Here is a 22,928-nt window from a genome sequence, read left to right as displayed (position 1 = left end):
CACCCAGCGCCCATCTCAACATGTGGATGGGACGTCCATATCGTGGTCACACGGCCTTGCTCAGGGCGGCCAGCACCTGGCTGCTCGTCGGGGCCCCGGCCGCCCGGGCCACCTCGGCGCCCGCGGCGTCGAGCACCAGCGTGGTCGGGGTGCGCAGCACGCCCACCCGGCGTACCAGCTCCAGGTGCTGCTCGGCGTCGACCTCCAGGTGCGTCACGCCCGGCACCGCGTCCGCGACGCCGGCGAGCACGACGCGGGTCGCCCGGCAGGGGGCGCAGAAGGCGCTGGAGAACTGCAGCAGCGTGGCGCGCTCCCCCAGCCTCTCGGCGTACGCCGTCGCAGCGAGCAGGTTCGTCGCGTCGGTGGCCTCGCCTACGACCGGGCTCTCGGCCCCACGGACGCGGTGGGTGCCGCGGAACCGCCCGTCGACGACCATGCGCCAGCAGCCGAGGGCCACGGCGAGCAGGACGGCGACCACGAGCACCCACTGACCAGTCGACATGACAGCAGCAACCACGCCCAGAGCGTGGACATTCCAGCCGGGACCCTTGCCCTGCACCCGAGCGACGCGAAAGGGTGCAGAGGCCAACCATTGTTCGCTGCGACTCGGGCATGCAGCATGGGGCCCGGCGCGGCGCGTTCTCGAGGAGCGCCATGAGAATTCCCCACCGCACCACACCGTTGCGCCGTCCAGTCGCGATCCTGACCGGGGTCGCGGTCGCGGTCGGCATCTGGGTCGCCACCCCGGCGACCGGCACCCTCAACGCGGCGCCCGACGAGGGCTCCGAGATGCCGGCGACCTTGCAGGCCGCCGACGACACGTTGCGCACTCCCTTCGAGGAGTCGAACGGCGCCGCCTGGACGACCGTTCCGGAGGCGCAGCGCTTCTGGCGAGCGCTCGACGAGAGCAGCGACCGGGTGAGGGTCCAGACCATCGGGCGAAGCAACGAGGGCCGGCCCCTCCAGCTGGTCTCCGTCGGTGACCCGGCCCCCGCCGAGCCCGGCGCGGCGCGCAGCGGGTCGGTGCTGATGTACACCTGCTCGGTCCACGGCGACGAGCCGTCCGGGCGGGAGTCGTGCATGCAGCTGGCTCGCGACATGTCCACCACGACCGACCCGTCGTGGTTGCGCCTCCTGCGCAACACCACGGTCCTGTTCGTCAACGTCAACCCCGACGGCTGGGTGGCCGACACCCGGGAGAACGCCCAGGGCCTCGACGTCAACCGCGACTACATGGCCCTGGAGTCGCCCGAGGCACGGGCCATCGTGAAGACGATCCGGGACTGGAAGCCCGACGTGCTCAACGACCTGCACGAGTTCGGCCCGAATCCCTACTACCACACCGATCTCCTCCAGCTCTGGCCGCGCAACCGGCAGTCCGACCCGACGATCCACGACCTCGCCAAGAGCATGAGCGAGGAGTACAGCGGCGCCCAGGTGACCAGCGCCGGCTACACGTCCGGCGAGTACGGCATCTACGTCAAGGACGGCGAGCCCTTCCGCCAGGTGGCAGGCGACGAGCAGGGACGCATCCTGCGCAACTACGCCGGCCTGCAGAACGTCGTGGGCATGCTCAGCGAGACCGCCAACGAGCCGCTGAACGCCGAGGAGGAGGCCGACGAGTCGCTGCTCAACCGGCGTCGCGTCGAGGTCAACTACCTCAGCGCCGTCGGCAGCGCCGAGTTCACGCTGGAGAACCGGGACACGCTGGTCGCGGAGACCGCGGCGGCGGCGGAGCGCGTGACCACCGAGGGTGCCGAGCGCAGCGGCGTGGTCTACTTCGCCGGCCAGGACAACATGGTGCCCACCTCGTCCTCCGAGGTCGAGCCGGAGCCGATGTGCGGCTACCAGCTCACCGCCGAGCAGCGCACCAGCCTGGCCACGGTGCTGCGCCTGCACGGCATCACCTGGCAGAACAACCCGCAGGGTGCGTTCGTGACGATGGCCCAGGAGGACCAGCCCCTCATCCCGCTGCTCCTCGACGCGCGCTCCGAGTACCGGATCGCCGAGGCCACGCCGGTCGAGACCTGCTGACGGCCTGAACGACGAAGGGCCCCGGCGACGATGTCGCCGGGGCCCTTCCTTGCGTCAGTGCATCAGCGCACCGAGGTCACTTGATCTTCTTGGTGATCTCGATGTTGCCGACCTTGCCCTTGAACTTGAACGTGAAGACGACCTTGTGCTTGCCCTTGCCCTTGAGCTTGGCGAGCGACACGTGGCCCTTGCCGTTCGTGATCTTGGCCTTGCCGAGCTTCTTGTACTTCGGCTCGCCGTTGGCCTTGACCTTGACGATCTCGCGCGCCGTGACGGAGCCCTTGATCTTCTTGGCCTTGAGGCCCTTGACCTTGACCGCGATGGAGGCGGACTTGCCGTGGGCCTTGATCTTGACCTTCGGCTGCTTCTTGATGACCTGCGAGGTCACCAGCGCCTGGCCGTCGTACGGGGCGTTCTCGGCGGTCACCCGCAGCGTGATCCGGTCGCCCATGTTGCTCTTGGAGAGCTTGTAGGTCGAGCCGGAGCCGACCACGGCCGAGCCGATCAGCCACTCGTAGCGGTAGGTCGTGCCCTCGGAGAGGGTCCACTCGCCGGGGGTCGCCCGGACGGTGCCGTTGACGTACGGCTTGCCCTTGATCTCCGGCTTCTTGACCGCACGCAGGTCCTCGTTCAGAGCCGCGTTGATGCCGGTGACCATCTGGCCGCTCTTGACCGTGATGGTCTTGGCGTCCTCGAAGCGGGCGTTGTTGTACCACTCGGGAGCGTGCCGCTCGAGACCCACACCGGAGTCACCGAAGAGCACCTTGTAGGTGCCCGGCGTCAGGGCGGTGGTCTGGTAGGTGCCGTTGGACTTGGCACCCGCCTGGTCGCCGCCGAAGCTGTCCGAGTTGATGAACGAGGCGTACGTCGCCGAGACCGGCAGGCCGGACTCGCTGGTGATCGTGCCGGACACGCCGCCGGTCAGCGGCAGGGTGATGTTCACGCCACCCTTGGCAGCACCGGGCGTGAGGACCACGGAGTCGGCGTTGTCGTAGAGCTTGGCGCCACCGAAGTAGGAGCTCAGGCGGTAGAACTGCCCTTCCTCGCGCTCCAGAGGGTCGTACGCCGACACCTTGAAGGTGTCCTCGGACTGGCCGCTGGCGGCCGGGTCGAGGTCGGTGAAGGCGTAGATGCCGGCACGGTTCGTGCGCACCTGGTCGGTGCTGCGGTTCTCCTCGTTGAGAGGAGTGGACTCCGCCTCCACCTGGGCGCCGACGACCGGCTTGCCCGACGAGTCGACGACGGCACCGGTCAGGTCGACGGTGGCCGGGTCGATCGCAGCAGCCGGGTCGGGAGCGAGGTTGACCGCGATGCCCGCGAGCGGGGTGTCCTTGGCGACGACGACGGCGTCGGCCGTCGCCTGGTCGCCCTTGTCGGCGTACCACTCGGTGAGGTACTCGCCCACCGGGTCGCTGAAGCGGAGCTTGTAGCTGCCCGGCTCGACGCCCTCGAGGGTGAAGTTGCCGGCCGCGTCAGTCAGGTCGGACTCGAACGCGAAGCTGTCCGCCGGCCGGTAGATCTCGACGCGGGCCCGCTCCAGCGGGACGCCGGCGTTGCCGGTCACGGTGCCGCTGACGGTCGTGCCCTCGGTCAGGGTGATGGCACCGACGTTGACACCGGCGGCGGGTACGGCGATCGGGTCGGCAGAAGCCTCGTCGACCTTGTTGTTGTACCACTCGCCGGCGTAGTCGTTGACCCCGTCGACCTCGAGCTTGTAGTTGCCCACGGCCGCACCCAGCGTGAAGACACCGGTCCGGTCGGTCTCGTCGACCGACGTGGGGTCGCCCGTGGCGGCGTCGTACGCCGTGACGCGGGCGCCCGAGAGCGGGCGGCCGGTGTCGTCGACGACGGTGCCCGTGACGATCGGGTTGACGGCCAGCTGCACCGGCGCCAGAGCGGTCGGGCCGGTCACGGCGACGGCGTCGGCCGTGGCCATATCGGCCTTGTCGGTGTACCACTCGGACACGTGACGACCCGAGAAGTCGTCGAAGCTGAACTTGTAGGTGCCCGGCTCGACGGGCAGGTTGACCACGCCACCGGTGGCGAACTGCGAGTCGACGTAGTTGTAGCTGCCATCGCCGCCGAGAGCGTAGGCAGAGATGCTGCCCTCGATCGGGTTTCCGGCGGGATCGGTGATCGTCGTGGTGACGTTCACCCCTGCCGCGTGGGCCGGGGTGACCAGGCCCATCGTGAGTGCACCACCGACGAGCGCAGTGAGCGCCCCCAGTGACGTCAGGCGACGAGTCCCCCGTCGCGTTTGTTCTCTCTTCACACGCTCCACCTTTCGCATGGATATGCGCACACATGCGGAGACGCTCATCGCCCCCGCGCTTGAACCTAACCACGGCAACAGCGGAGTGAACTCCGTATGGCCATTTGTGGTTGCCTGATGGATGCTACGTCCGGATCGGACCGGCCGCGCCCTGGGCCGGGTTGCCAGCCCCGCGGCGGCTGCCTCAGCCGCCTGCGAACGGAGGCAGCAACTCCACCGTCTCCCCGGGCTCGACGACCACGTCCTCGGCGGCGCGCGAACCCGTCGGCCGGTCGCCGATCAGGACCGCGCAGACACCGAGCACGCGCGCGAGCTCGGGCGACGGACGGGCCGCCCTGACCAGTCCGAGCACGTCGGCCAGGCTGACGCGCCCGTCGACCGGGAAGGTGTCTGAGTCCGTGCCGGCCGCCGACCGCGCCGCCGCCCAGTAGTGAACGGTGACGGATGCCGCGGTCTCAACTGCCGTCGGTTGTCCGGGTGTGGGGCCCATGGCTCGATATCCTTCCTTATCGTCCATCCTGCGAGGAGGCTGGCATGAGCATCCTGCTCCTCCTCACGAGCGCGCTCCAGCCGTCGGCCGAGGTGCTGCCCGGCCTCGGCCTTCTCGGGCACCAGGTCCGGATCCTGCCCGCCGAGGGCAGCGCACTGCTCGACGCGCCGGACGCCGACCTCCTCCTGGTCGACGGCCGCCAGGACCTCGCCCACTCGCGCGACCTGTGCCGGTTGATCCGCACGACCGGCACGGACGTCCCCGTGCTCCTCGTGGTCACCGAGGGCGGGCTCGCCGTCGTGCAGCACGACTGGGGCATGGACGACGTCGTGCTCCACACCTGCGGACCGGCAGAGCTCGAGGCACGCATCAAGCTGGCCATCGGCCGGCTGCGGGCCCAGCGCGACGCCGACGACCCCGAGTCGCACGTCATCCGGACCGGGGAGGTGGTCGTCGACGACGCGACGTACACCGCGAAGGTGAGCGGCCGTACGCTCGACCTGACCTTCAAGGAGTTCGAGCTGTTGAAGTACCTCGCCCAGCACCCCGGCCGCGTCTTCTCGCGCCAGCAGCTGCTCCAGGAGGTCTGGGGCTACGACTACTTCGGCGGCACCCGCACCGTCGACGTGCACGTACGACGACTCCGGGCGAAGCTCGGGCCCGAGAACGAGACCCTCATCGGCACCGTGCGCAACGTCGGCTACCGGTTCGTCCTGCCCAAGAAGGATGCGGCCAGCAAGGACGCGCCCGGCTCGGTGGCCGGGTCGGGCGGGCCGGCAGGCGCGTCGGTCACCGACCGCGAGCGCTCCGATGCCTGACGTGGACCTCGACCGGATCCGCGACGTCTCCGCCGCGGCCACGGCCGCCGACGGGGCCGAGCCCCTGGACGAGGCGATGTGGCTCGCGCTGCGCCACGACGCGCCCGGGGTCGTCGTACACGAGGCGGAGGGTGGGTTCGCCCTCCTGCACGACGGCGAGCTGGCGGTCGCCGTCGCCCCCGACCGCCGCGGTACCGGGGTGGGCGGCCGTCTGGTCGCCGAGACCCTGTCCGGGCTCGAGGGCCCGGTGCGCGCGTGGTCGCACGGCGGCCACCCCGCCGCCGCCGCGCTGGCCGCACGGCACGGGTTCGCGCGGGTGCGCGACCTGTGGGTGATGCGTCGCCCGACGGACCTGCCGCTGCCCACCCGCCGCGACCTTCCCGGCGTCACGATCCGCACCTACCGCGACGAGGACGCCGGCGACATCGTGCGCGTCAACGCTGCCGCCTTCGCCCATCACCCGGAGCAGGGCTCGATGGACGCCGCCAACCTCGCGACCCGGATGGCCGAGCCGTGGTTCGACGCCGCCGGTCTGCTGGTCGCGACCGACGGTGACCAGGTGCTGGGGTTCCACTGGACGAAGCGGCACTCGCCCACGTTGGGAGAGGTCTACGTGGTCGGCATCGACCCCTCGGCCCAGGGCCGCGGGCTCGGCAAGGCCCTCACCCTGGCCGGCCTCGAGCACCTGGCGGCCGCCGGCGTCGAGTCGGTGCTGCTCTACGTCGAGTCCGACAACGCACCCGCCCTCGCCGTCTACTCCGGGCTCGGCTTCACCCACGCCGACTCCGACACCCACGTCATGTATGCCCGTCGTTGAGTCGCGCCGCCGTACCCGTCGAGTCGCGCCCGCGTACCCGTTGAGTCGCGCCCGCGTACCCGTTGAGTCGCGCCCGCGTACCCGGTGAGTCGCGCCCGCGTACCCGGTGGATCGCGAGGCGCAAGTCAACAGGTACAGACGCGCAACTCAACATGCGCTAAGGCGCGAGTCAACGGGTGCAGACGCGCAACTCAACAGGCACTGAGGCGCAACTCAACGGAGTTTGGGGCGGACGTGCAGGCCGATCTCGGGGTCGACGACCGGCTCCTGCGCCGCCGGCATGCCCTCGACGTCGAGGGCCGCGTCGATCGGGACGTTCCGCTTGAGCAGGGCCAGCGCGATCGGGCCGAGCTCGTGGTGCCGCGCGCTGGAGCCGACGAACCCGACCACCTTGTCCCCGAGGCGTACGTCGCCCCCGGCGGCCGGCAGCCGGTTCTCTGACCCGTCGAGGTGCAGCAGCGTCAGCCGACGCGGCGGACGCCCCAGGGTGTGCACGCGCGCGACCGTCTCCTGACCGCGGTAGCACCCCTTGTCGAGGTGTACGGCGGCCGGGATGGCGCCGACCTCGTTGGGGATGGTCCGGTGGTCGGTGTCGATGCCGTACCGCACCTCGCCGCGCTCGATCCGCAGCGCCTCGAAGGCCCACGACCCGCACGGCGGTCCAGCAGCCGCGGCGTACTCGGTCAGCCGCTCGCGCGGCACGAGGTCGTAGTGGCCGGCGCGCCACGTGACCGCGACGTCGTCGGTCACCTCGACGACCTCCACGCGCATCATGAAGCGCATCCTGTTCAGGAACTCGACGACCGCCGCTCCGGCACCCGGCTCGGTGTGGGCCGTGAAGGACTCCCCGTCGTCGACACCGGTGAACGCGTGCTCGACGTGCCCCTGGGGGCTGAGGATGAGCGCCTGGGTCCAGGTGCCGGGCGCCAGGTCGGTGAGGTGCTGGGTGGTCAGCGAGTGCAGCCAGGTCAGCCGGTCGGGCCCGGAGACGCGGATGACGTCGCGGTGCGAGAGGTCGACGAAGCCGTCTCCGGCCACGAGGGTGCGCTGCTCGCCGTTGAAGGAGCCGTAGTGGGCGGCTACCGGCGCATCCACGCCGTCTCCGGCGACGGCACCGGGCAGGTCGAGCAGCGGGCTAGCCATGGGAGTGGTCCTCGGGGTGGGGGTCGGTCGGGGTCTCGCAGGTCTCACAGTGCCCGAACACCGCGAGGTGTCCGAGGTCGATGGCGAACCCGTGCTCCGAGCGCAGGGTCTCCACCAGAGGTGCGGCCACATCTGGTGCAACCGACCGGACCCGGTGGCAATTCCGGCAGACCAGGTGGAAGTGCGACGGCTCCGTCGTCGAGTGGTACGTCGGAGCGCGGTCGCTCAGGTGCGTGTGCCGCACCAGGCCCAGCTCCTCGAGCACCTCCAGCGTCCGGTAGATCGTCGAGGCATTCACCGCCGCCGACCTGTCGCGCACGTGCGCCAGCACCTCGTCGGGCGTCGCGTGACCCAGCTCCTCGACGGCCCGCAGGATCAGCTGGCGCTGGGCGGTGAGCCGGTAGCCACTGCCCCGGAGCCGGTCTGCCAGGTCGTCGTTCATCACGCGCGCTGCAGCCTGGCCCACAGGTGTGACTGGAGCTCCTGCCCCATCGCGGCCATGTCGTGGGCGTAGAGCAGGTCGCCCTCGACGTTGCCGTAGAGCCGGGTGCCGCCGACGTACTCCTTGGCCGTGGCGGTGCGGACCACGGCGTCGGTCGTCAGCTGGAGCTTGCCGCCCTCGGCCGTGCCGTACCAGATCTCGACGAAGCCGGTGTTGTGGCTGAGCAGGAACTCGACCTTGCCCGGCTCGGGGCAGCGGAGGAAGCCGGTCTCGATGGCGCCGTCGCGGACCTTCTCGCCCGACTCGTCGATGATCTCGGCGCGCGCCATGTAGTGGAAGAACGGGCGGCCGTCGTGGGTGAAGATCAGCTCCTGGCGGTACTCGAACGGGTCGATGGTCGGGTAGTCGCCGCGCCCGTTGCCGCGCCAGGTCCCCAGCAGCCAGGCGACCGGGCCGCAGTTGGGGTGCAGGTTGTCGGGGAGCTCGAAGGGCATGGGGTGAGTTTAGTGTGGGGCGCATGTCCCGCTCCCTCGTCGTCAAGGTCACCTGCGGCACCGAAGCTCCCGAACGGTGCAACCAGGGCTTCACCGTCGCCGCCTCCGCCCTCGCCTCCGGGGCGGATGTCTCGCTGTGGCTCACCGGCGAGGCGGCGTGGTTCGGTGTGCCCGGACGCGCCGAGGAGTTCGCGCTCGACCTCGCCACGCCGCTGGCCCAGCTTCGCGACGCGGTGCTGGCCGGAGGGCGAGTGACCGTCTGCTCCCAGTGCGCCGCCCGGCGCGGCATCGTCGAGGCCGACCTCGTCGAGGGTGCGGTCATCGCAGGCGCAGCGTCCTTCGCCGAGGAGATCCTCCAACCGGACGTGCAGGCGCTCGTCTACTGACGGAGCCACCGAGGGAACCACCGGGGGATCGCGCCGATACCCGTTGTTCACCCGGGTTTGTCACACTCGTGAGATGCCCACGTCGCCAGCCACAGACGAGACCTCCTTCCCGGCGACCGTGGGCGTGGCCAGCGAGGAGGGCCCGGCCCACGCCGACCACGTCGGGCAGCCACACGACACCTTCGACGTCGAGCCGCCCTACGTCCCCGACGCGGCGCAGCTCGCCGCGGTGGAGAAGTACGACGACCGGTTCCTCGACCGGGAGGTGTCGTGGCTGCGCTTCAACCAGCGGGTGCTCGAGCTGGCGGAGGACGAGAGGCTGCCGCTGCTCGAGCGGGCGCGGTTCCTGGCGATCTTCAGCAGCAACCTCGACGAGTTCTTCATGGTCAGGGTGGCCGGGCTCAAGCGCCGGATCGCCGCGGGCGTCGCCGTACGCGCCGTCTCGGGGATGCTGCCGCGCGAGGTGCTCGAGAGCATCTGGACCACCACCCGCGAGCTGATGGAGCGGCAGTCCCGGGTCTTCCGGGACACGCTGCTGCCCGAGCTGCGCACGGAGGGCATCGAGCTGCTCCGCTGGGACGAGCTGGACCGGGAGGAGCAGAAGCACTGCAAGCGGCTGTTCAAGGACCGGATCTTCCCGGTGCTGACCCCGCTGGCGGTCGACCCCGCCCACCCGTTCCCCTACATCTCGGGGCTCTCGCTCAACCTCGCCGTGCTGGTCCGGCACCCCAAGCTGGGCACCGAGCACTTCGCCCGGGTCAAGGTGCCGCCCATCTTCAAGCGCTTCGTCCCTCTCGGGAACCAGCGGTTCGTGCCGCTCGAGGATGTCATCGGCGAGCACCTCAAGCGGCTCTTCCCGGGGATGGACGTGGTGGCCGCGCACACCTTCCGGGTCACCCGCAACGAGGACCTCGAGGTCGAGGAGGACGATGCCGAGAACCTCCTCAAGGCCCTGGAGAAGGAGCTGCTCCGCCGCAAGTTCGGGCCGCCGGTCCGCCTGGAGGTCGAGGAGTCCATCGACCCCAGGGTGCTCGACCTGCTGGTCTCGGAGCTCGGGGTGTCGGCCGACGAGGTCTTCAAGCTCACCGGCCCGCTCGACCTGCGCGGGCTCCACGGCATCGCCGACCTGCCCCGCGAGGATCTGCAGTACCCGGCCTACGTGCCGACCACCCATCCGTTCCTCGCCGAGGTGGAGAGCTCCTCACCAGTCGACGTGTTCGAGGCCACCCGCAAGCGCGACGTGCTGCTGCACCACCCCTACGACTCGTTCGCCACGTCCGTGCAGAGGTTCCTGGAGCAGGCGGCCGCCGACCCGCACGTCCTGGCGATCAAGCAGACGCTCTACCGCACGTCCGGCGACTCCCCCATCATCGACGCCCTCGTCGACGCCGCCGAGGCCGGCAAGCAGGTGCTGGTCATCGTGGAGATCAAGGCGCGCTTCGACGAGACCAACAACATCCGCTGGGCCCGCAAGCTCGAGCACGCCGGCTGCCACGTCGTCTACGGCCTGGTCGGGCTGAAGACGCACTGCAAGCTCTCCATGGTGGTGCGCGACGAGCCCGACGGCATCCGCCGCTACACCCACATCGGCACCGGCAACTACAACCCCAAGACGGCACGCCTCTACGAGGACCTCGGGCTGCTCACCGCCGACGACGTCATCGGCCTGGACGTCGCCCACCTCTTCAACAACCTCTCCGGCATCAGCCGCAACGCGACCTACGACCGTCTCCTCGTCGCGCCGGACTCCGTGCGCGCCGGGCTGGTCGACCAGATCCACCAGGAGATCGCCCACCACCAGGCCGGTCACCCGGCCCGGATCCGGCTGAAGGCCAACTCCGTGGTCGACGAGGCCGTCATCGACGCGCTCTACCTCGCGTCCCAGGCGGGTGTCCCCGTGCAGCTCCTGGTGCGCGGGATCTGCGCGCTGCGCCCCGGCGTGCCCGGGCTGTCGGAGACGATCGAGGTGCGCTCCGTGCTGGGGCGCTTCCTCGAGCACAGCCGGGTCTTCTGGTTCGAGAACGCCGGTGAGCCCGTCGCCTGGATCGGCTCGGCCGACATGATGCACCGCAACCTCGACCGCCGCGTCGAGGTGCTGGTGCGCCTGCCGGAGGGCGACGACGTACGCCGGGTGGCCGCGCTGCTCGACCTCGCGTTCGACCCCACCACGGTGGCCTGGGAGCTGGACCCGGACGGCGGGTGGCAGCGCAACGACGGTGACGTGCATCTCCACGAGGCCCTCATCGAGAGGCAGCGCCGGAGGCGGTAGGGGTCCTCGCTTGTGCTCCCGCGAGTGCGAGGCCCTAGCATGTGACGCGTTCAGATCCTCCTGACCAGGAGTTCTCCGTGCGTTTGAAGTTTCGTCCTGTCGACGGGTCGTTCTACGACCTGTTCGCTGAATTCGGCACCCACCTCGTGACCGGCGCCGATCTCCTGGCCCAGATGCTCGCCGACGGCGACGAACGGGAGGAGATCGCCCGCAAGATGCGCAACGCCGAGCACGACGCGGACGAGACCACCCACGCCATCGTCAGGCGGGTCAACACGACGTTCGTGACGCCGTTCGACCGGGAGGACATCTACGCGCTGGCCTCCGGCCTCGACGACATCATGGACATGATGGACGAGGCCGTCGACCTGATCCTGCTCTACGAGGTGAAGTCGCTGCCGGCGGAGCTGTCCAACCAGGTGGAGGTCCTCCAGCGCTGCGCCGACCTGACCGCCGAGGCGATGCCGAAGCTGAAGTCGATGCAGGACCTCGAGGAGTACTGGATCGAGATCAACCGCCTGGAGAACGCCGGCGACAAGAGCTACCGCCGTATCCTGGCCAGCCTCTTCAGCGGTGACTTCAAGGCCATCGAGGTGTTGAAGCTCAAGGACATCGTCACCTCCCTCGAGGGCGCCATCGACGCCTTCGAGAAGGTCGCCAACACGGTGGAGCAGATCGCGGTCAAGGAGTCCTGACCGGTGGAACTCGCGATCATCATCGCGGTAGTCGTCGTCGCCCTCGTCTTCGACTACACCAACGGCTTCCACGACGCGGCCAACGCGATCGCCACCTCGGTGTCGACGCGGGCGCTGACCCCCAGGGTCGCCCTGGCCATGGCCGCCGTCATGAACTTCGTCGGCGCCTTCCTCGGCCAGAAGATCGCGCACACGGTCTCCGACACGATCGAGCCCCCGTCGGGCACGCACGGCATGACCATCGTGATGGCCGGCCTCCTCGGGGCCATCGCGTGGAACCTCATCACCTGGTACTACGGCCTGCCGTCGTCGTCCTCGCACGCCCTGATCGGCGGCCTGGTCGGCTCCGCGATCGCGTCCGGCACGACGGTCCACTGGACCACCGTGATCGACAAGGTCGTCATCCCGATGGTCGTCTCCCCGCTCGTCGCGTTCAGCCTCGGCTTCGTGGTGATGCTGGCGATCATGTGGATCTTCAAGAGCATGAACCCGGGCAGGGCCAACCGCGGCTTCCGGATCGCACAGACGGTCTCGGCCGCGGCGATGGCGCTCGGCCACGGCCTCCAGGACGCCCAGAAGACGATGGGGGTCATCTTCCTCGCGCTGCTCACCGGTGGGTACGTCGCTGAGTCCGACGGTCTTCCCCTCTGGGTGATCATCGCGGCGGCCACCGCCATCTCGCTCGGCACGTGGTCGGGCGGGTGGCGCATCATGCGCACCCTCGGCCGGCGGATCATCCACCTCGACCCGCCCCGCGGCTTCGCCGCCGAGTCGGTCGCGGCCTCGGTGCTCTACACCACGGCGTACGTCTGGGAGGCGCCGATCTCGACGACCCACACGATCACCTCAGCGGTGATGGGCGTCGGTGCCACCAAGCGGGTGTCGGCCGTGCGGTGGGGCGTGGCCCGGTCGATCCTCACCGCGTGGGTGCTGACCTTCCCCATGGCCGGCACGATGGCCGCCATCTGCTACTTCGTGGTGCATCTCTTCCTGCCCTGAGCCTCGGGCGTCGACGGACGAGCCTCAGCCGAAGCGGCCCGAGATGTAGGCCTCGGTCGACTCGTTGTCGGGGTTGGCGAACATCTTCTGCGTGGAGTTGAACTCCACCAGGTGGCCCGGCTCGCCCGTGGCCTTGAGGTTGAAGAAGCCGGTGTCGTCCGAGACACGGGCCGCCTGCTGCATGTTGTGGGTGACGATGACGATCGTGTAGTCCTCCTTGAGCTCGTGGATGAGGTCCTCGATCGCCGACGTGGAGATGGGGTCCAGCGCCGAGCACGGCTCGTCCATCAGCAGCACCTGCGGCTCCACGGCGATCGCGCGGGCGATGCACAGCCGTTGCTGCTGGCCGCCGGAGAGGCCCATGCCCGGCTTGCCGAGGCGGTCCTTCACCTCGGTCCACAGGTTCGCGCCCCGCAGCGACCTCTCCACGATCTCGTCCTGGTCGGACCTCGACATGCGCTTGGCGTTGAGCTTGTTGCCGGCCAGCACGTTGTCGTAGATCGACATCGTCGGGAAGGGGTTGGGCCGCTGGAAGACCATGCCGATCTGGCGGCGTACGGCGACCGGGTCGACCCCGGGCTCGTAGAGTGATTGGCCGTCGACCATCACCTTGCCCTCGACGCGCGCACCGGGGATCACCTCGTGCATGCGGTTGAGGGAGCGCAGGAAGGTCGACTTGCCGCAGCCGGACGGCCCGATGAACGCGGTCACCGACCGGGCCCGGATGGTCATGTTGACGCCCTGCACCGCGAGGAAGTCCCCGTAGTAGATGTCGAGGTCGCTGATGTCGATGCTCTTGGCCATGGTGTTCTTCCTTCTGGGGCTCAGCGGCCGCTGGGCGGCGCGAAGATCTTTCCGATGATCCGGGCCGCGAGGTTGAGCACCATCACGATCAGGATCAGGACCAGGGCGCCACCCCACGCGTACGCGTAGCCCTTCTCGGTGGAGGTGGCGTACTGGGTGAAGATGAAGACGGGCAGCGTCATCATGCGGCCCTCGAACGGGTTGAAGTTCACCGAGTCGGTGAACCCCGCGACGACCAGCAGCGGTGCCGTCTCGCCGATCACGCGCGAGATCGCCAGCACGACGCCGGTCACGATGCCGCCCATCGCGGTGGGCAGCACCACCTTGGCGATGGTGCGCCACTGGGGCACCCCCAGCGCGTACGACGCCTCGCGCAGGTCGTCGGGCACGAGCCGCAGCATCTCCTCGGTGGAGCGGACGACCGTCGGGATCATCAGCAGCGACAGCGCGACCGACCCACCGAAGCCCCAGCGGATGGCCGGGTCCACGAGGAGGACGAACAGCGAGAGCGCGAAGAGGCCGGCGACGATCGAGGGGATGCCGGTCATGACGTCCACGAGGAACGTGATCACCTTCGCCAGCCGGTTCTTCTTGCCGTACTCGATGACGTAGATCGCGGTGAAGACGCCGATCGGGATGCTGATGACCGCGGCCGTGAGCGTGACTAGCAGGGTGCCGATGGCGGCGTGGTAGAGCCCGCCCTGGGCGTCGCCGATGACGTTGCGCATGGAGAAGGTCAAGAAGTCGACGCTCAGCGTCGAGAACCCCTTCGAGAGCACGAGCAGCAGCAGCCAGACCAGGGGCACCATCGCCACGAGGAAGGCGACCCAGATCAGGGAGGTGGCGAGCCGGTCCTTGGCCGCGCGGGAGTTCTCGGTGGTGAGGGACCACAGGGGCAGCGCGACCACGAAGACCGCGATGGCCACCAGCACGGCGAGCGTCGGCCCGAGGCCGACCGTCAGAGCCAGTCCGCCGCAGGCAACGGCCACGACGGCGACCAGGCCGGGGGCCCAAGCGGGGAGCCTGCCCTGGTGCCCGGCCCCGCTGAGGGAGCTGGCGGTCGTGCTCATCGGGCCATCCTTCGCTCGTTGCGTCCGGCGACCCAGCGGGCCAGGAAGTTCACGCCGAAGGTGAAGGCGAACAGGACCAGACCCGTCGCGATCAGCACCGCCTGCTTGTCGGGGCTGGCCTCCTTGTAGTTGAAGGCGATGTTCGAGGCGATGGTCGCCGGGTTGTCGCTCGAGATGATGTTGAGCGTGACGATCGGGGACGCCGACAGCACCATCGCGACCGCCATGGTCTCGCCGAGCGCCCGGCCGAGGCCGAGCATGGTCGCCGAGACCATGCCCGAGCGGGCGTAGGGGAAGACCGCCATCCGGATCATCTCCCAGCGGGTCGCACCGAGCGCCAGCGCGGCCTCCTCGTGCAGGCGCGGGGTCTGCAGGAACACCTCGCGGGAGATCGCGGTGATGATCGGCAGGATCATGATCGCGAGCACGAGGCCGGCGGTGAGGAGCGTCCGCCCGGTCGCGGAGGGCGGCCCGGCGAAGAGCGGGATCCAGCTGAAGTACTCGTGAAGCCACTCCTGGAAGGGGCGGATCTGCGACGCCAGCGCGCGGCCTCCCCACAGGCCGAAGACCACGCTGGGGACAGCCGCGAGAAGGTCCATCACGTAGGCGATGGGGGTGGCCAGGCGGCGCGGCGCGTAGTGCGAGGTGAACAGCGCGATGGCGATCGCGAACGGCACCGCGATGACCAGGGCGATGATGGCGGCGAAGGTCGTGCCGAAGACCAGCGGGCCGACGTACCCGAGGAAGGTCGTCGCCGGCTGGTAGAGCCGAGCGTCGACGTCCAGGCCGGGGTAGCCCTCGATGCCGAGGAACACGAACACCCCGGCGAGCGCCACCATGATCGTGACGCCGGCGGCCACCGCCAGCCCCCGGAAGACGCGGTCGCCGACGCCCCGGGCGGCGCGGGCCTGCTGGGGGGCCTCCGTCTTGGGAGGGGAGAGAACGCTCATGGAATCCCTGTCGTCACGCGCGCCACGCGGCGGCCCGGGTGCTCCGGGCCGCCGCGAGGTTCACGAATCGGGTGGTCACCCAGCCGAGATGTTCTCGATGAGGCTGGTGGCCTTCTCGGAGAGGGCCGCGTCGAGCGGGGCGGAGCCGACCTCGTCGGCCGCTGCCTGCTGGCCGGCGTCGCTGACGATGTAGCCGAGGTACTCGCGCACCAGCTCGGCCTCCTCCTCGGACTCGTAGGTCTCACAGGCGACCAGGTAGGAGACCAGGATCACCGGGTAGGTGCCGGCCTCCGTGGTCGTGCGGTCGATCTGGACGGCCATGTCGGTCTCGCCCGCGCCCTCGACGGGCGGGGAGATCGCGACGACCTTGGCAGCGCCTTCGGCGGAGGGAGCGGCGAACTCGTCGCCCACCTTGACGCTGACCACGCCGAGCTTGCCCACGGCGCTGAAGTCGGCGTAGCCGATGGTGCCGTCGCCGCCCTCGACGGCGCCGATGAGGCCGGAGGTGCCGTCAGCAGCCTCGCCGCCCTTGATGGAGGAGGGCCAGAGGCCGTCGGGCTCGTCGCTCCACGCGCCGCCGGAGGCCTCGGAGAGGTACGACGTGAAGTTCTCCGTGGTGCCCGAGTCGTCCTGGCGGTGGACCGGCGTGATGGCGGTGTCGGGCAGCTCCACGTCCGGGTTGTCGGCCGCGATGGCGTCGTCGTTCCAGGTGGTGATGGAGCCGTTGAAGATGTTGGCGATCGTCTCGGCCGTGAGGTTCAGCGTGTCGACGCCCTCGAGGTTGAAGACGACGGCGATCGGGGACACGTAGCCGGGCACCTGGATGACGTTGCCGTCACCGCAGCGCGCCTGGGCGTCGCTGAGCTCGCCCTCCTCGTCGGTCAGCGCCGAGTCGGTGCCGGCGAAGGCGTAGGCCTCGGAGATGAAGTTCGCACGGCCGTCGCCCGAGCCGACCGGGTCGTAGTTGATGGTGACGTCGGGGTTCTCGCCCTGGAAGCCGGCGCGCCAGGCGGCCTGGACCTTCTCCTGCGAGGAGGCGCCACCGCCGGCGATGGTGCCGGAGAGAGAGGAGGAGTCCCCGCTGCCGTCCGAGCCGGTGCTGGCAGAGGACTCGTTGCCGGCGCCGCACGCTGAGAGCGCGAGGGCCAGGACCGCGAGGCCGGGGACGATCGCCCGGCGGATGGAGGTGCTCGTCACTTCGGTACTCCTGATGTCTGATTTAAGGGCTGACATCACGGAGTGTGCGGAGCCGAGGTGTCCGGCTGGATCGGCGGTGGTGAACGAGCGGTGAACTCGAATCGCCCATCCGGCGACGCCCAGCCGGGGACGAGACGACCATCACATGAACAGGCCCGGCCCCGCCCGCTCAGCGGAGCGGGTGCTGCTCGGTCGCCACGACCCGTCCCTTGCGGTGGTGCACGACGAGCATCGCCGCCGGCTCCAGCTCCACCTCGTCGACCCCGAGAGCGTCGAACACCGTCGGCAGGACCGGGCGATGCGTGCACAGCAGCGCTCCCTCGCCGGCGTGCATCAGCTCGTCCACCAGCGTGTGCACGCCCTCGGCGGTGGCGTCCTCCTCGCTGAGCACGTCATGGCGCGAGAGCGGCCATCCCGAGGTCCGTGAGTAGGGCACCACGGTGTCGACGCAGCGGAGACTGCTGCTGGTCGCGACGAGCGACACGTCGTACGCCGCCAGCAGGGGCACCAGGCGCTCGGCCTGCAGGCGGCCCGACCGGACCAGGGGCCGCAGCCGGTCGTCGTGCCGCCACGCCTCGCGCGATCGGGCGTCGCCGTGCCGCAGCACCACCAGCGCGCGGGTGCTCCGGCGCAAGCGCCTCGCCTGCGCCAGCGTCTCGCGATCGTGCGGATAGGTGAGCCTGGCCTCGGCGTCCGCCCAGGGAAGCCACTCGACCTGGTCGATCTCGTCGTTCACCGCGTAGCCGGTCACGTCGTCCGAACCGACGACCCGGGCCATCCAGTAGTGCACGGCCTTCATCCGGCCACCGGCCGTCGGGTAGCGCTGGCCGTCCAGTGGAGGCCCCAGCCTGATCTCCAGGCCTGTCTCCTCGGCGACCTCCCGCACCGCCGTCGCCAGCACGTGCTCGCCGCGGTCGCGCTTGCCCTTGGGGAACGACCAGTCGTCGTACCGCGGCCGGTGGACGAGCAGGACGTCGCCGCCCCGACGGGTCACCACCGCACCGGCGGCGACCACGTCGTACGGCATGGAGCTAGTCTCACACCACTTCCCGCTCGCCCAGGAGACCCGTCCATGCGTCGTTCGCTCGTGGTGCTCCTGGTGGGGGCGCTGCTGGCGGCGGCCGTGGGCGCGCTGGTGTGGTGGCGCACGGAGCGCGGCACGACGTTCGAGAGCGCGGTGGCGCTGGCGCCCGCCGGCAGCCAGCGCATCTCGTGGACGGACTGGAGCGGCGTACGCCGGGAGCTCGGCGCCGACGTGTCAGCGCGATCCTCGACCGACGAGCTGACCACCTTCATGGACGAGGCGTTCGAGCGCGACCTTAGTGCGGCGTCCGCGCTCGGGGAGTCGGCGGTGGCGCTGCAGGCGCGCTTCGGTCTGTCGCCTGCCTCGGTGGAGTGGGAGCTGCTGGCCCAGTCGCCCGAGGGCGCGGTGGAGCTGCTGAAGATGCCGGAGTCCTTCGACTTCGACCGGCTCAGCGACCGACTCACCGAGCTGGGCTTCGCGGAGCCGTCGTCGGAGGACGGTGTCTGGGAGGGCGGCGGTGACCTGCTGGCGCGCATCGACCCGACCCTGACGCCGGAGCTGCAGTACGTCGCGGTCGACCGCGGCGAGCGCCTGATCCGCACATCCGACAGCGCGTCCTACCTCGAGGAGGCGCTGGACGCCGACCGCATCGAGGGCGTGGACGACGTGGTCGCTGAGACCGGCTCCCCGCTCGCCGCGTCCGTCTACTCCGCCGACTACGCCTGCTCGCGACTCGGCATGTCGCAGGCCGACGAGACCGACCAGGCGCAGGCGGACGCGCTGATCGACGCGGCGGGCGAGGTGTCGCCGCTCACCGGCTTCGCGATGTCGGCGCAGCTCGACGGCCAGGTCCGGGTCGCGCTCTCCTTCGAGACCGACGACCAGGCCCGGGCCAACGCCGAGAGCCGTCTCGAGCTCGCGTCAGGGCCGGCACCGGGGCAGGGAGGCGAGTTCGCCGACCGGTTCGAGGTGGTGTCCGCGACGGCCACCGGCCGGGTCGTCGTACTCGATCTCGCTCCGGTGGAGGGCTCCTACGTGCTGTCCGACCTCTCGTCCGGGCCGGTGCTCTTCGCGACCTGCTGAGGCCAGCCACACCCGACATGACAGTGCCCCTGCGCCGGGACGTGGGTGCAAGGGCCGGAGGACCGGATCAGGAGCGCTGTCGGGGCACGGGTGTGACGCCGAGGAGTCGGTCGATCTCCTCGGTGCTCAGGCGCCCTTCGCACTCGCTCGCCGCGATGATCAGCGTCGTGGTGAGCTCGACCTCGCCGAGGAGGTCGCCGTCTTCGAGCGTGACGTCAAACTGATCGTGCACGCGGCCCTCCCTGTTCGTCACGTGTACAGGTTCCACCATGCCCTGTTCACTCGAGCGTAAACATCCCTGACAAGAAAATTGACCCGATCGTGCCGGTGCGATGCCACCCACTCGGGGTCTGGACAACACACTGGACCAGGCACTGGACCAGGCACCGGACCAAGCACCGAACGAGGCACGAGTGCAACGAGGCCCCACCCGAGAGGGGTGGGGCCTCGTTGTCTGGAAAGTCACGGACAGGTGCTGTCCGAGCCAGTCCGCTCGATCAGATCGCGCGGACGTTCTCCGCCTGGGGACCCTTGGGACCCTGGGTAACGTCGAACTCGACCTTCTGGTTCTCGTCGAGGGACTTGTAGCCCTGCGACTGGATGGCCGAGTAGTGCACGAAGACGTCGTCGCCGCCGTCCTCCTGGGCGATGAAGCCGAAACCCTTCTCGGCGTTGAACCACTTCACGGTGCCTTGAGCCATTGCTGGTTACTCCTGTTATCGGGCGAAAGACCGCCACTTCGACGATCCCGCATCAGATGCGGTGACACGTCGCTCCGACCCAAGAGTCGTACCCATGAGAAGAAACGCCGTTGGATCACAAACTCCGCGGGCGTCATACCACTTGGAACTTGCACCTGTTGCGCCACCAACACTACCAACCATTCGCGGATTCGCTACTCCCTGGGGCCATGCATCTCACTGCGGCGCGTGAACTTCGTGTGACGACGAGGCTGCCGGGCCCGGGCCGACGCCCCTCCGGCTGCTCAGAAGGCTGAGACGGACCCGCTGGACCGTTCGGACCGGGCCAGCGCCCGCAGCACGGCGTCCTGGCCGTGACGTCGTACGGACAGGGCAGCGACCAGGCTGAGGACCGGGTCGAGGACCTCGGGGGCGAAGGTCGGAGTCGGGTGACCGATGCTCACGGCGAGGTCGTCGGCGTGCACCACGACCTCCATGAGCCGGCAGACCAGGAAGTCGTCGAGCCGCAGGGAGCAGCCCTGCCACGGGACGAAGGTCGTGGGACCCGCCGCCTCGATCGCCGCCCCCAGCCCGTCGCGGGACCGCTGCAGGATGGCGACGGACTCGGCCGGCCCGCCGGCGGACATCTGGTTGAAGTCGTCCCTGATCGAGGTGTTCTCGATGCTGTCGACGGGGGCGGTCAGCCAGTCGACCCGGTCGAAGTAGTCGGCCAGCGAGACCGTCTCGGCGCCTGGAGGGCCCTCGGCCCGGAGGAACTCGACCGCGCACTCCGGCTGGCTCACCAGGTGCCGGGCCAGCCCGCCGACGGTCATCCCAGGCAACGTGGACTCCTGCCGCCAGGCGGCGGCGACCTCCGGCGAGGCGACGAGGTCGGTGAGCTGGTCGACGGCGGGCACGACCGCGGCACGGTCGAGGGTTCCGGTGAAGGTCAGGGCCATCGGCCGAGAGTAGGCCAGGATCCGGACGAAATGCGTCCGGGGACGGTGCTGCGCCCGCCCCGGGCCGTCACGCAGCGGGGACGTCCACCACCCGTCGAGTCCGGTGGCGGAGGAGCCGGCGGGCCAGCCGCTGCGAGGGGCGCTCGACGAGCCGGTAGCTGACCCACGCCGCGGCGATCGCGGCCGCGATCGCGATCAGGGTCACCACCTCGTTGGGGATCGCCGAGCCTGCCGTGATCTCGAAGACGGCGAAGCCGACGGGGATGTGGAGGAGATACAGCGAGTAGCTGACGTCTCCGAGCATCGTGAAGGGCTGGATGGTTCGCTTCGGGGCTGCGGCCATCAGCCCGAGGAAGATGACCAGGGCATAGATGTAGGAGTAGTACGGCGCGGCGTCGGGCAGGATCCTGGGCCCGAAGAGCTGCCCAGGGAGCAGGCGCTCGGTGAAGGTCGCGAAGAACACCAGGGCCAGCGTGGCGTTGAGTGCCGCGACGATCGGGCGGATGAGCTCGGCCCGCCACAGGTAGATGCAGCGGCCGACGAGCAGGAAGCCGACATAGGGGGGCAGCGAGACGAAGGCGCTGCCGCGCAACGGCGGGACGGCTGCCTGGAGCACGGTGAAGACAGCCCAGAGCCCGGTCAGGACCCAGGTCGACCGCTCCGGGTTCCGTCGGGTGAGGCCGAGGAGCACGAACGTCATCGCGTAGAAGATCACTTCGATGCTGAGGGTCCAGGTGACCCCCAGCACGTAGTCGCCGTGGAACCCGTCGAGGAGGAACAGGGCGCTGAGCCAGTGGCGCAGCCCACCGTCGTTCACGCTGATGGGCTCGCTGCCGTAGTGGTGGGCGATCTGGACGTAGAGCCAGCACACGACCAGTGCGACGGCGAGCGGGGGACCCAGCCGCAGGATGCGCTTGACGGCGAAGCTGGTGCGGTCCTCGCGCATCGAGGTGTAGGTGATGATGAAGCCGCTGACGAGGAAGAAGATGATGACGCCCAGGTGGCCTCCGTTCTGGAAGACACGGAACGGCTCCACGATGAGCCGCGCGTAGGCCACGTCGAGGATCGACGGCTCGTGGTTGGTCGCCAGCCAGACGCTGCCGAGGTGGGCCCAGACGACGAGGAGGGCGGCGACGCCGCGCAGCCCGTGGATGAAGGCCAGGTGCTGACGGGAGCTCTCAGGCGTGACTGCGGCATGCAGCATCGTAGTGTGGTCCCCCGTCGTTCCTTCTTCGGTTGTCAGCCGCGGACTCTATAGCGGCTGCGTGTCCTGCCGGGCAGGGACCGGCCGTTGCGACCCGAGGCGGTCCTAGCGCCCGGCCCCGATCTCGAGCCATCTCTCGGGTGCCAGCTCGTACGGCGCGTAGAGACCCGCCCGGTCGAGGTGTCCCGAGTGACGGGCCCGCAGGTCGCCGACCAGATCGGCGCACCGGGCCTCCACCGCGAACTCGGAGAGCAGCTCGTCGGTGATCAGGTCGGTCATCTCGTTCCACTGCCCGGCGCGGGAGAGCTCACGCAGCCGGTCGGCCCGGTCGCCCTCGTCGTAGAGCTCGAACACCCACCGGTAGGCCGGCGTGGAGGCGTAGAAGGCCAGCTGCTTGCGCACGGCCGCCCGGGCACGGTCGAGCTCCTCGTCCGTCCCGCCGGTGACGACGAGCACGGGGCACGTGACCTCGAAGTCAGCTGCGGCCCGTCGCTCCGCGACGAGCGGCAGGACCCGGTCGGTGATCGTGCGCACGGACGAGAGGGGGTGCAGCACCACGCCGTCGGCTCGCTCGGCTGCCATGGCGATCATCGCGGGGCCCACGGCGGCCAGGTGGATCGGCGGCATGGGGTGCCCGCTCGGCCCGGGGTCGAACATCGGCGTCATCAGGGTGTGCTGGTAGAAGCGTCCTTGGAAGTCGAGCGGTTCGTCGTCGTTCCAGCAGGCCCAGATCGCTCGGAGCGCCTCGACGTACTCCGCCATCCGCTCGACCGGCTCGGACCACTCCTGGCTGAAGCGCCGCACGATGTGCGCGCGCACCTGGGAGCCGAGCCCGAGGGTGAAGCGTCCTGCGCTGGCGCGGACGAGCTCGTGCGCAAGCTGCGCGGTCAGCATGGGGCTCCGGGCGAACGCCACGGCGATGGCCGTCCGCAGCTCGACCCGGGTGCTCGCCTGGGCGGCGATCGCCAGGGGCGAGAAGGGCTCGTACGCCGCCTCCAGCGCCCACAGGCCGCCCAGTCCTGCGGACTCGGTCAGCCGGGCGTAGCCGGCTGCGTCCGCCAGCCTGAGACCGGTGCCGGGGTAGAGGTCCACCTCCAT

Annotated in this window: 24 protein-coding genes; 8 read left to right on the top strand and 16 right to left on the bottom strand. The window is 69.8% G+C overall.

The window, feature by feature from the left end; all coding sequences use genetic code 11:
- Positions 1 to 46: 46 nt before the first annotated feature.
- Positions 47 to 502 carry a thioredoxin family protein gene (locus tag ACP7BP_RS15825; RefSeq protein ID WP_426245933.1) on the bottom strand — a complete coding sequence of 152 codons (456 nt, stop codon included), beginning with the start codon at positions 500 to 502 and terminating at the stop codon, positions 47 to 49.
- A 152-nt stretch (positions 503 to 654) separates the two neighbouring features.
- On the opposite strand from ACP7BP_RS15825, the gene ACP7BP_RS15820 reads away from it, so the two are divergent.
- On the top strand, positions 655 to 2,034 hold the full coding sequence (locus ACP7BP_RS15820) for a M14 family zinc carboxypeptidase (RefSeq protein ID WP_426245931.1): 1,380 nt from the start codon (positions 655 to 657) through the stop codon (positions 2,032 to 2,034).
- A 76-nt stretch (positions 2,035 to 2,110) separates the two neighbouring features.
- Here ACP7BP_RS15820 and ACP7BP_RS15815 read toward each other — a convergent pair whose 3' ends face one another.
- Complete coding sequence (locus ACP7BP_RS15815) at positions 2,111 to 4,222, bottom strand: carboxypeptidase regulatory-like domain-containing protein (protein WP_426245930.1); 2,112 nt, start codon at positions 4,220 to 4,222, stop codon at positions 2,111 to 2,113.
- Between the two features lie 268 nt (positions 4,223 to 4,490).
- Entirely contained in the window at positions 4,491 to 4,796 is a 306-nt protein-coding gene (locus tag ACP7BP_RS15810) for a MoaD/ThiS family protein (protein ID WP_426245929.1), read from the bottom strand.
- 44 nt (positions 4,797 to 4,840) lie between these two features.
- On the opposite strand from ACP7BP_RS15810, the gene ACP7BP_RS15805 reads away from it, so the two are divergent.
- Together ACP7BP_RS15805 and mshD are read left to right on the top strand one after the other, a co-directional pair.
- Positions 4,841 to 5,614 (top strand): response regulator transcription factor, encoded by a 774-nt coding sequence (locus ACP7BP_RS15805; RefSeq protein ID WP_426245927.1) that lies wholly within the window; start codon positions 4,841 to 4,843, stop codon positions 5,612 to 5,614.
- Positions 5,607 to 6,431: a mycothiol synthase gene (gene mshD / locus ACP7BP_RS15800; RefSeq protein ID WP_426245926.1), complete on the top strand. Its 825-nt coding sequence runs from the start codon at positions 5,607 to 5,609 to the stop codon at positions 6,429 to 6,431. The genes ACP7BP_RS15805 and mshD overlap by 8 nt, the downstream gene beginning before the upstream one ends.
- Before the next feature lie 213 nt (positions 6,432 to 6,644).
- Here mshD and ACP7BP_RS15795 read toward each other — a convergent pair whose 3' ends face one another.
- Genes ACP7BP_RS15795 through ACP7BP_RS15785 form a run of 3 tightly spaced genes read right to left on the bottom strand, consistent with a single transcriptional unit; the run spans position 6,645 to position 8,510 of the window.
- Complete coding sequence (locus tag ACP7BP_RS15795; RefSeq protein WP_426245924.1) at positions 6,645 to 7,574, bottom strand: YgfZ/GcvT domain-containing protein; 930 nt, start codon at positions 7,572 to 7,574, stop codon at positions 6,645 to 6,647.
- Positions 7,567 to 8,016, bottom strand: coding sequence for a Fur family transcriptional regulator (locus ACP7BP_RS15790; RefSeq protein ID WP_426245923.1), 450 nt, complete (start codon positions 8,014 to 8,016; stop codon positions 7,567 to 7,569). Before ACP7BP_RS15790 ends, ACP7BP_RS15795 begins: the two co-directional genes overlap by 8 nt.
- Positions 8,016 to 8,510 (bottom strand): FABP family protein, encoded by a 495-nt coding sequence (locus ACP7BP_RS15785; protein ID WP_426245922.1) that lies wholly within the window; start codon positions 8,508 to 8,510, stop codon positions 8,016 to 8,018. The genes ACP7BP_RS15790 and ACP7BP_RS15785 overlap by 1 nt, the downstream gene beginning before the upstream one ends.
- 23 nt (positions 8,511 to 8,533) lie before the next feature.
- Here ACP7BP_RS15785 and ACP7BP_RS15780 point away from each other — a divergent pair, with 23 nt between their 5' ends.
- The 4 genes from ACP7BP_RS15780 to ACP7BP_RS15765 all read left to right on the top strand — a co-directional run bounded on the left by ACP7BP_RS15780 (position 8,534) and on the right by ACP7BP_RS15765 (position 12,859).
- Positions 8,534 to 8,896 (top strand): DsrE family protein, encoded by a 363-nt coding sequence (locus tag ACP7BP_RS15780; RefSeq protein WP_426245921.1) that lies wholly within the window; start codon positions 8,534 to 8,536, stop codon positions 8,894 to 8,896.
- A gap of 73 nt (positions 8,897 to 8,969) precedes the next feature.
- The gene (locus ACP7BP_RS15775; protein ID WP_426245919.1) at positions 8,970 to 11,165 is read left to right on the top strand and encodes an RNA degradosome polyphosphate kinase; all 2,196 of its coding nucleotides are present in this window, start codon (positions 8,970 to 8,972) and stop codon (positions 11,163 to 11,165) included.
- Positions 11,166 to 11,242: 77 nt separating this feature from the next.
- A complete protein-coding gene (locus tag ACP7BP_RS15770; protein WP_426245918.1) occupies positions 11,243 to 11,860 on the top strand; it encodes a DUF47 domain-containing protein in 618 nt (205 codons plus the stop codon).
- Between the two features lie 3 nt (positions 11,861 to 11,863).
- Positions 11,864 to 12,859, top strand: a complete 996-nt coding sequence (locus ACP7BP_RS15765; protein WP_426245916.1) for an anion permease — start codon at positions 11,864 to 11,866, stop codon at positions 12,857 to 12,859.
- A 24-nt stretch (positions 12,860 to 12,883) separates the two neighbouring features.
- Here ACP7BP_RS15765 and pstB read toward each other — a convergent pair whose 3' ends face one another.
- The 5 genes from pstB to ACP7BP_RS15740 all read right to left on the bottom strand — a co-directional run bounded on the left by pstB (position 12,884) and on the right by ACP7BP_RS15740 (position 17,907).
- Positions 12,884 to 13,663: a phosphate ABC transporter ATP-binding protein PstB gene (gene pstB, locus ACP7BP_RS15760; RefSeq protein WP_426245914.1), complete on the bottom strand. Its 780-nt coding sequence runs from the start codon at positions 13,661 to 13,663 to the stop codon at positions 12,884 to 12,886.
- Between the two features lie 20 nt (positions 13,664 to 13,683).
- Entirely contained in the window at positions 13,684 to 14,733 is a 1,050-nt protein-coding gene (pstA, locus tag ACP7BP_RS15755) for a phosphate ABC transporter permease PstA (RefSeq protein ID WP_426245913.1), read from the bottom strand.
- Positions 14,730 to 15,683 (bottom strand): phosphate ABC transporter permease subunit PstC, encoded by a 954-nt coding sequence (pstC, locus tag ACP7BP_RS15750; protein ID WP_426245912.1) that lies wholly within the window; start codon positions 15,681 to 15,683, stop codon positions 14,730 to 14,732. The genes pstA and pstC overlap by 4 nt, the downstream gene beginning before the upstream one ends.
- A gap of 75 nt (positions 15,684 to 15,758) precedes the next feature.
- A complete protein-coding gene (locus ACP7BP_RS15745; RefSeq protein WP_426245911.1) occupies positions 15,759 to 16,880 on the bottom strand; it encodes a phosphate ABC transporter substrate-binding protein PstS in 1,122 nt (373 codons plus the stop codon).
- A gap of 169 nt (positions 16,881 to 17,049) precedes the next feature.
- Positions 17,050 to 17,907, bottom strand: a complete 858-nt coding sequence (locus ACP7BP_RS15740) for an NUDIX hydrolase (protein ID WP_426245910.1) — start codon at positions 17,905 to 17,907, stop codon at positions 17,050 to 17,052.
- A gap of 45 nt (positions 17,908 to 17,952) precedes the next feature.
- On the opposite strand from ACP7BP_RS15740, the gene ACP7BP_RS15735 reads away from it, so the two are divergent.
- Complete coding sequence (locus ACP7BP_RS15735; protein WP_426245908.1) at positions 17,953 to 18,987, top strand: hypothetical protein; 1,035 nt, start codon at positions 17,953 to 17,955, stop codon at positions 18,985 to 18,987.
- A gap of 67 nt (positions 18,988 to 19,054) precedes the next feature.
- Here ACP7BP_RS15735 and ACP7BP_RS15730 read toward each other — a convergent pair whose 3' ends face one another.
- The 5 genes from ACP7BP_RS15730 to ACP7BP_RS15710 all read right to left on the bottom strand — a co-directional run bounded on the left by ACP7BP_RS15730 (position 19,055) and on the right by ACP7BP_RS15710 (position 22,928).
- Entirely contained in the window at positions 19,055 to 19,219 is a 165-nt protein-coding gene (locus tag ACP7BP_RS15730; RefSeq protein ID WP_426245906.1) for a hypothetical protein, read from the bottom strand.
- 265 nt (positions 19,220 to 19,484) lie between these two features.
- Entirely contained in the window at positions 19,485 to 19,688 is a 204-nt protein-coding gene (gene cspE / locus ACP7BP_RS15725) for a transcription antiterminator/RNA stability regulator CspE (protein WP_028636594.1), read from the bottom strand.
- 284 nt (positions 19,689 to 19,972) lie between these two features.
- On the bottom strand, positions 19,973 to 20,626 hold the full coding sequence (locus tag ACP7BP_RS15720) for a maleylpyruvate isomerase N-terminal domain-containing protein (RefSeq protein ID WP_426245904.1): 654 nt from the start codon (positions 20,624 to 20,626) through the stop codon (positions 19,973 to 19,975).
- A gap of 67 nt (positions 20,627 to 20,693) precedes the next feature.
- Complete coding sequence (locus tag ACP7BP_RS15715) at positions 20,694 to 21,830, bottom strand: acyltransferase family protein (protein ID WP_426245902.1); 1,137 nt, start codon at positions 21,828 to 21,830, stop codon at positions 20,694 to 20,696.
- A 105-nt stretch (positions 21,831 to 21,935) separates the two neighbouring features.
- Positions 21,936 to 22,928, bottom strand: a complete 993-nt coding sequence (locus ACP7BP_RS15710; protein WP_426245901.1) for a TIGR03617 family F420-dependent LLM class oxidoreductase — start codon at positions 22,926 to 22,928, stop codon at positions 21,936 to 21,938.

The organism is Nocardioides sp. LHG3406-4, assembly GCF_049897745.1.
Classification (GTDB): Bacteria; Actinomycetota; Actinomycetes; order Propionibacteriales; family Nocardioidaceae; genus Nocardioides.
Note: the sequence above shows the minus strand (reverse complement) of the source record. Positions and strands in the feature narration are given on the sequence as shown.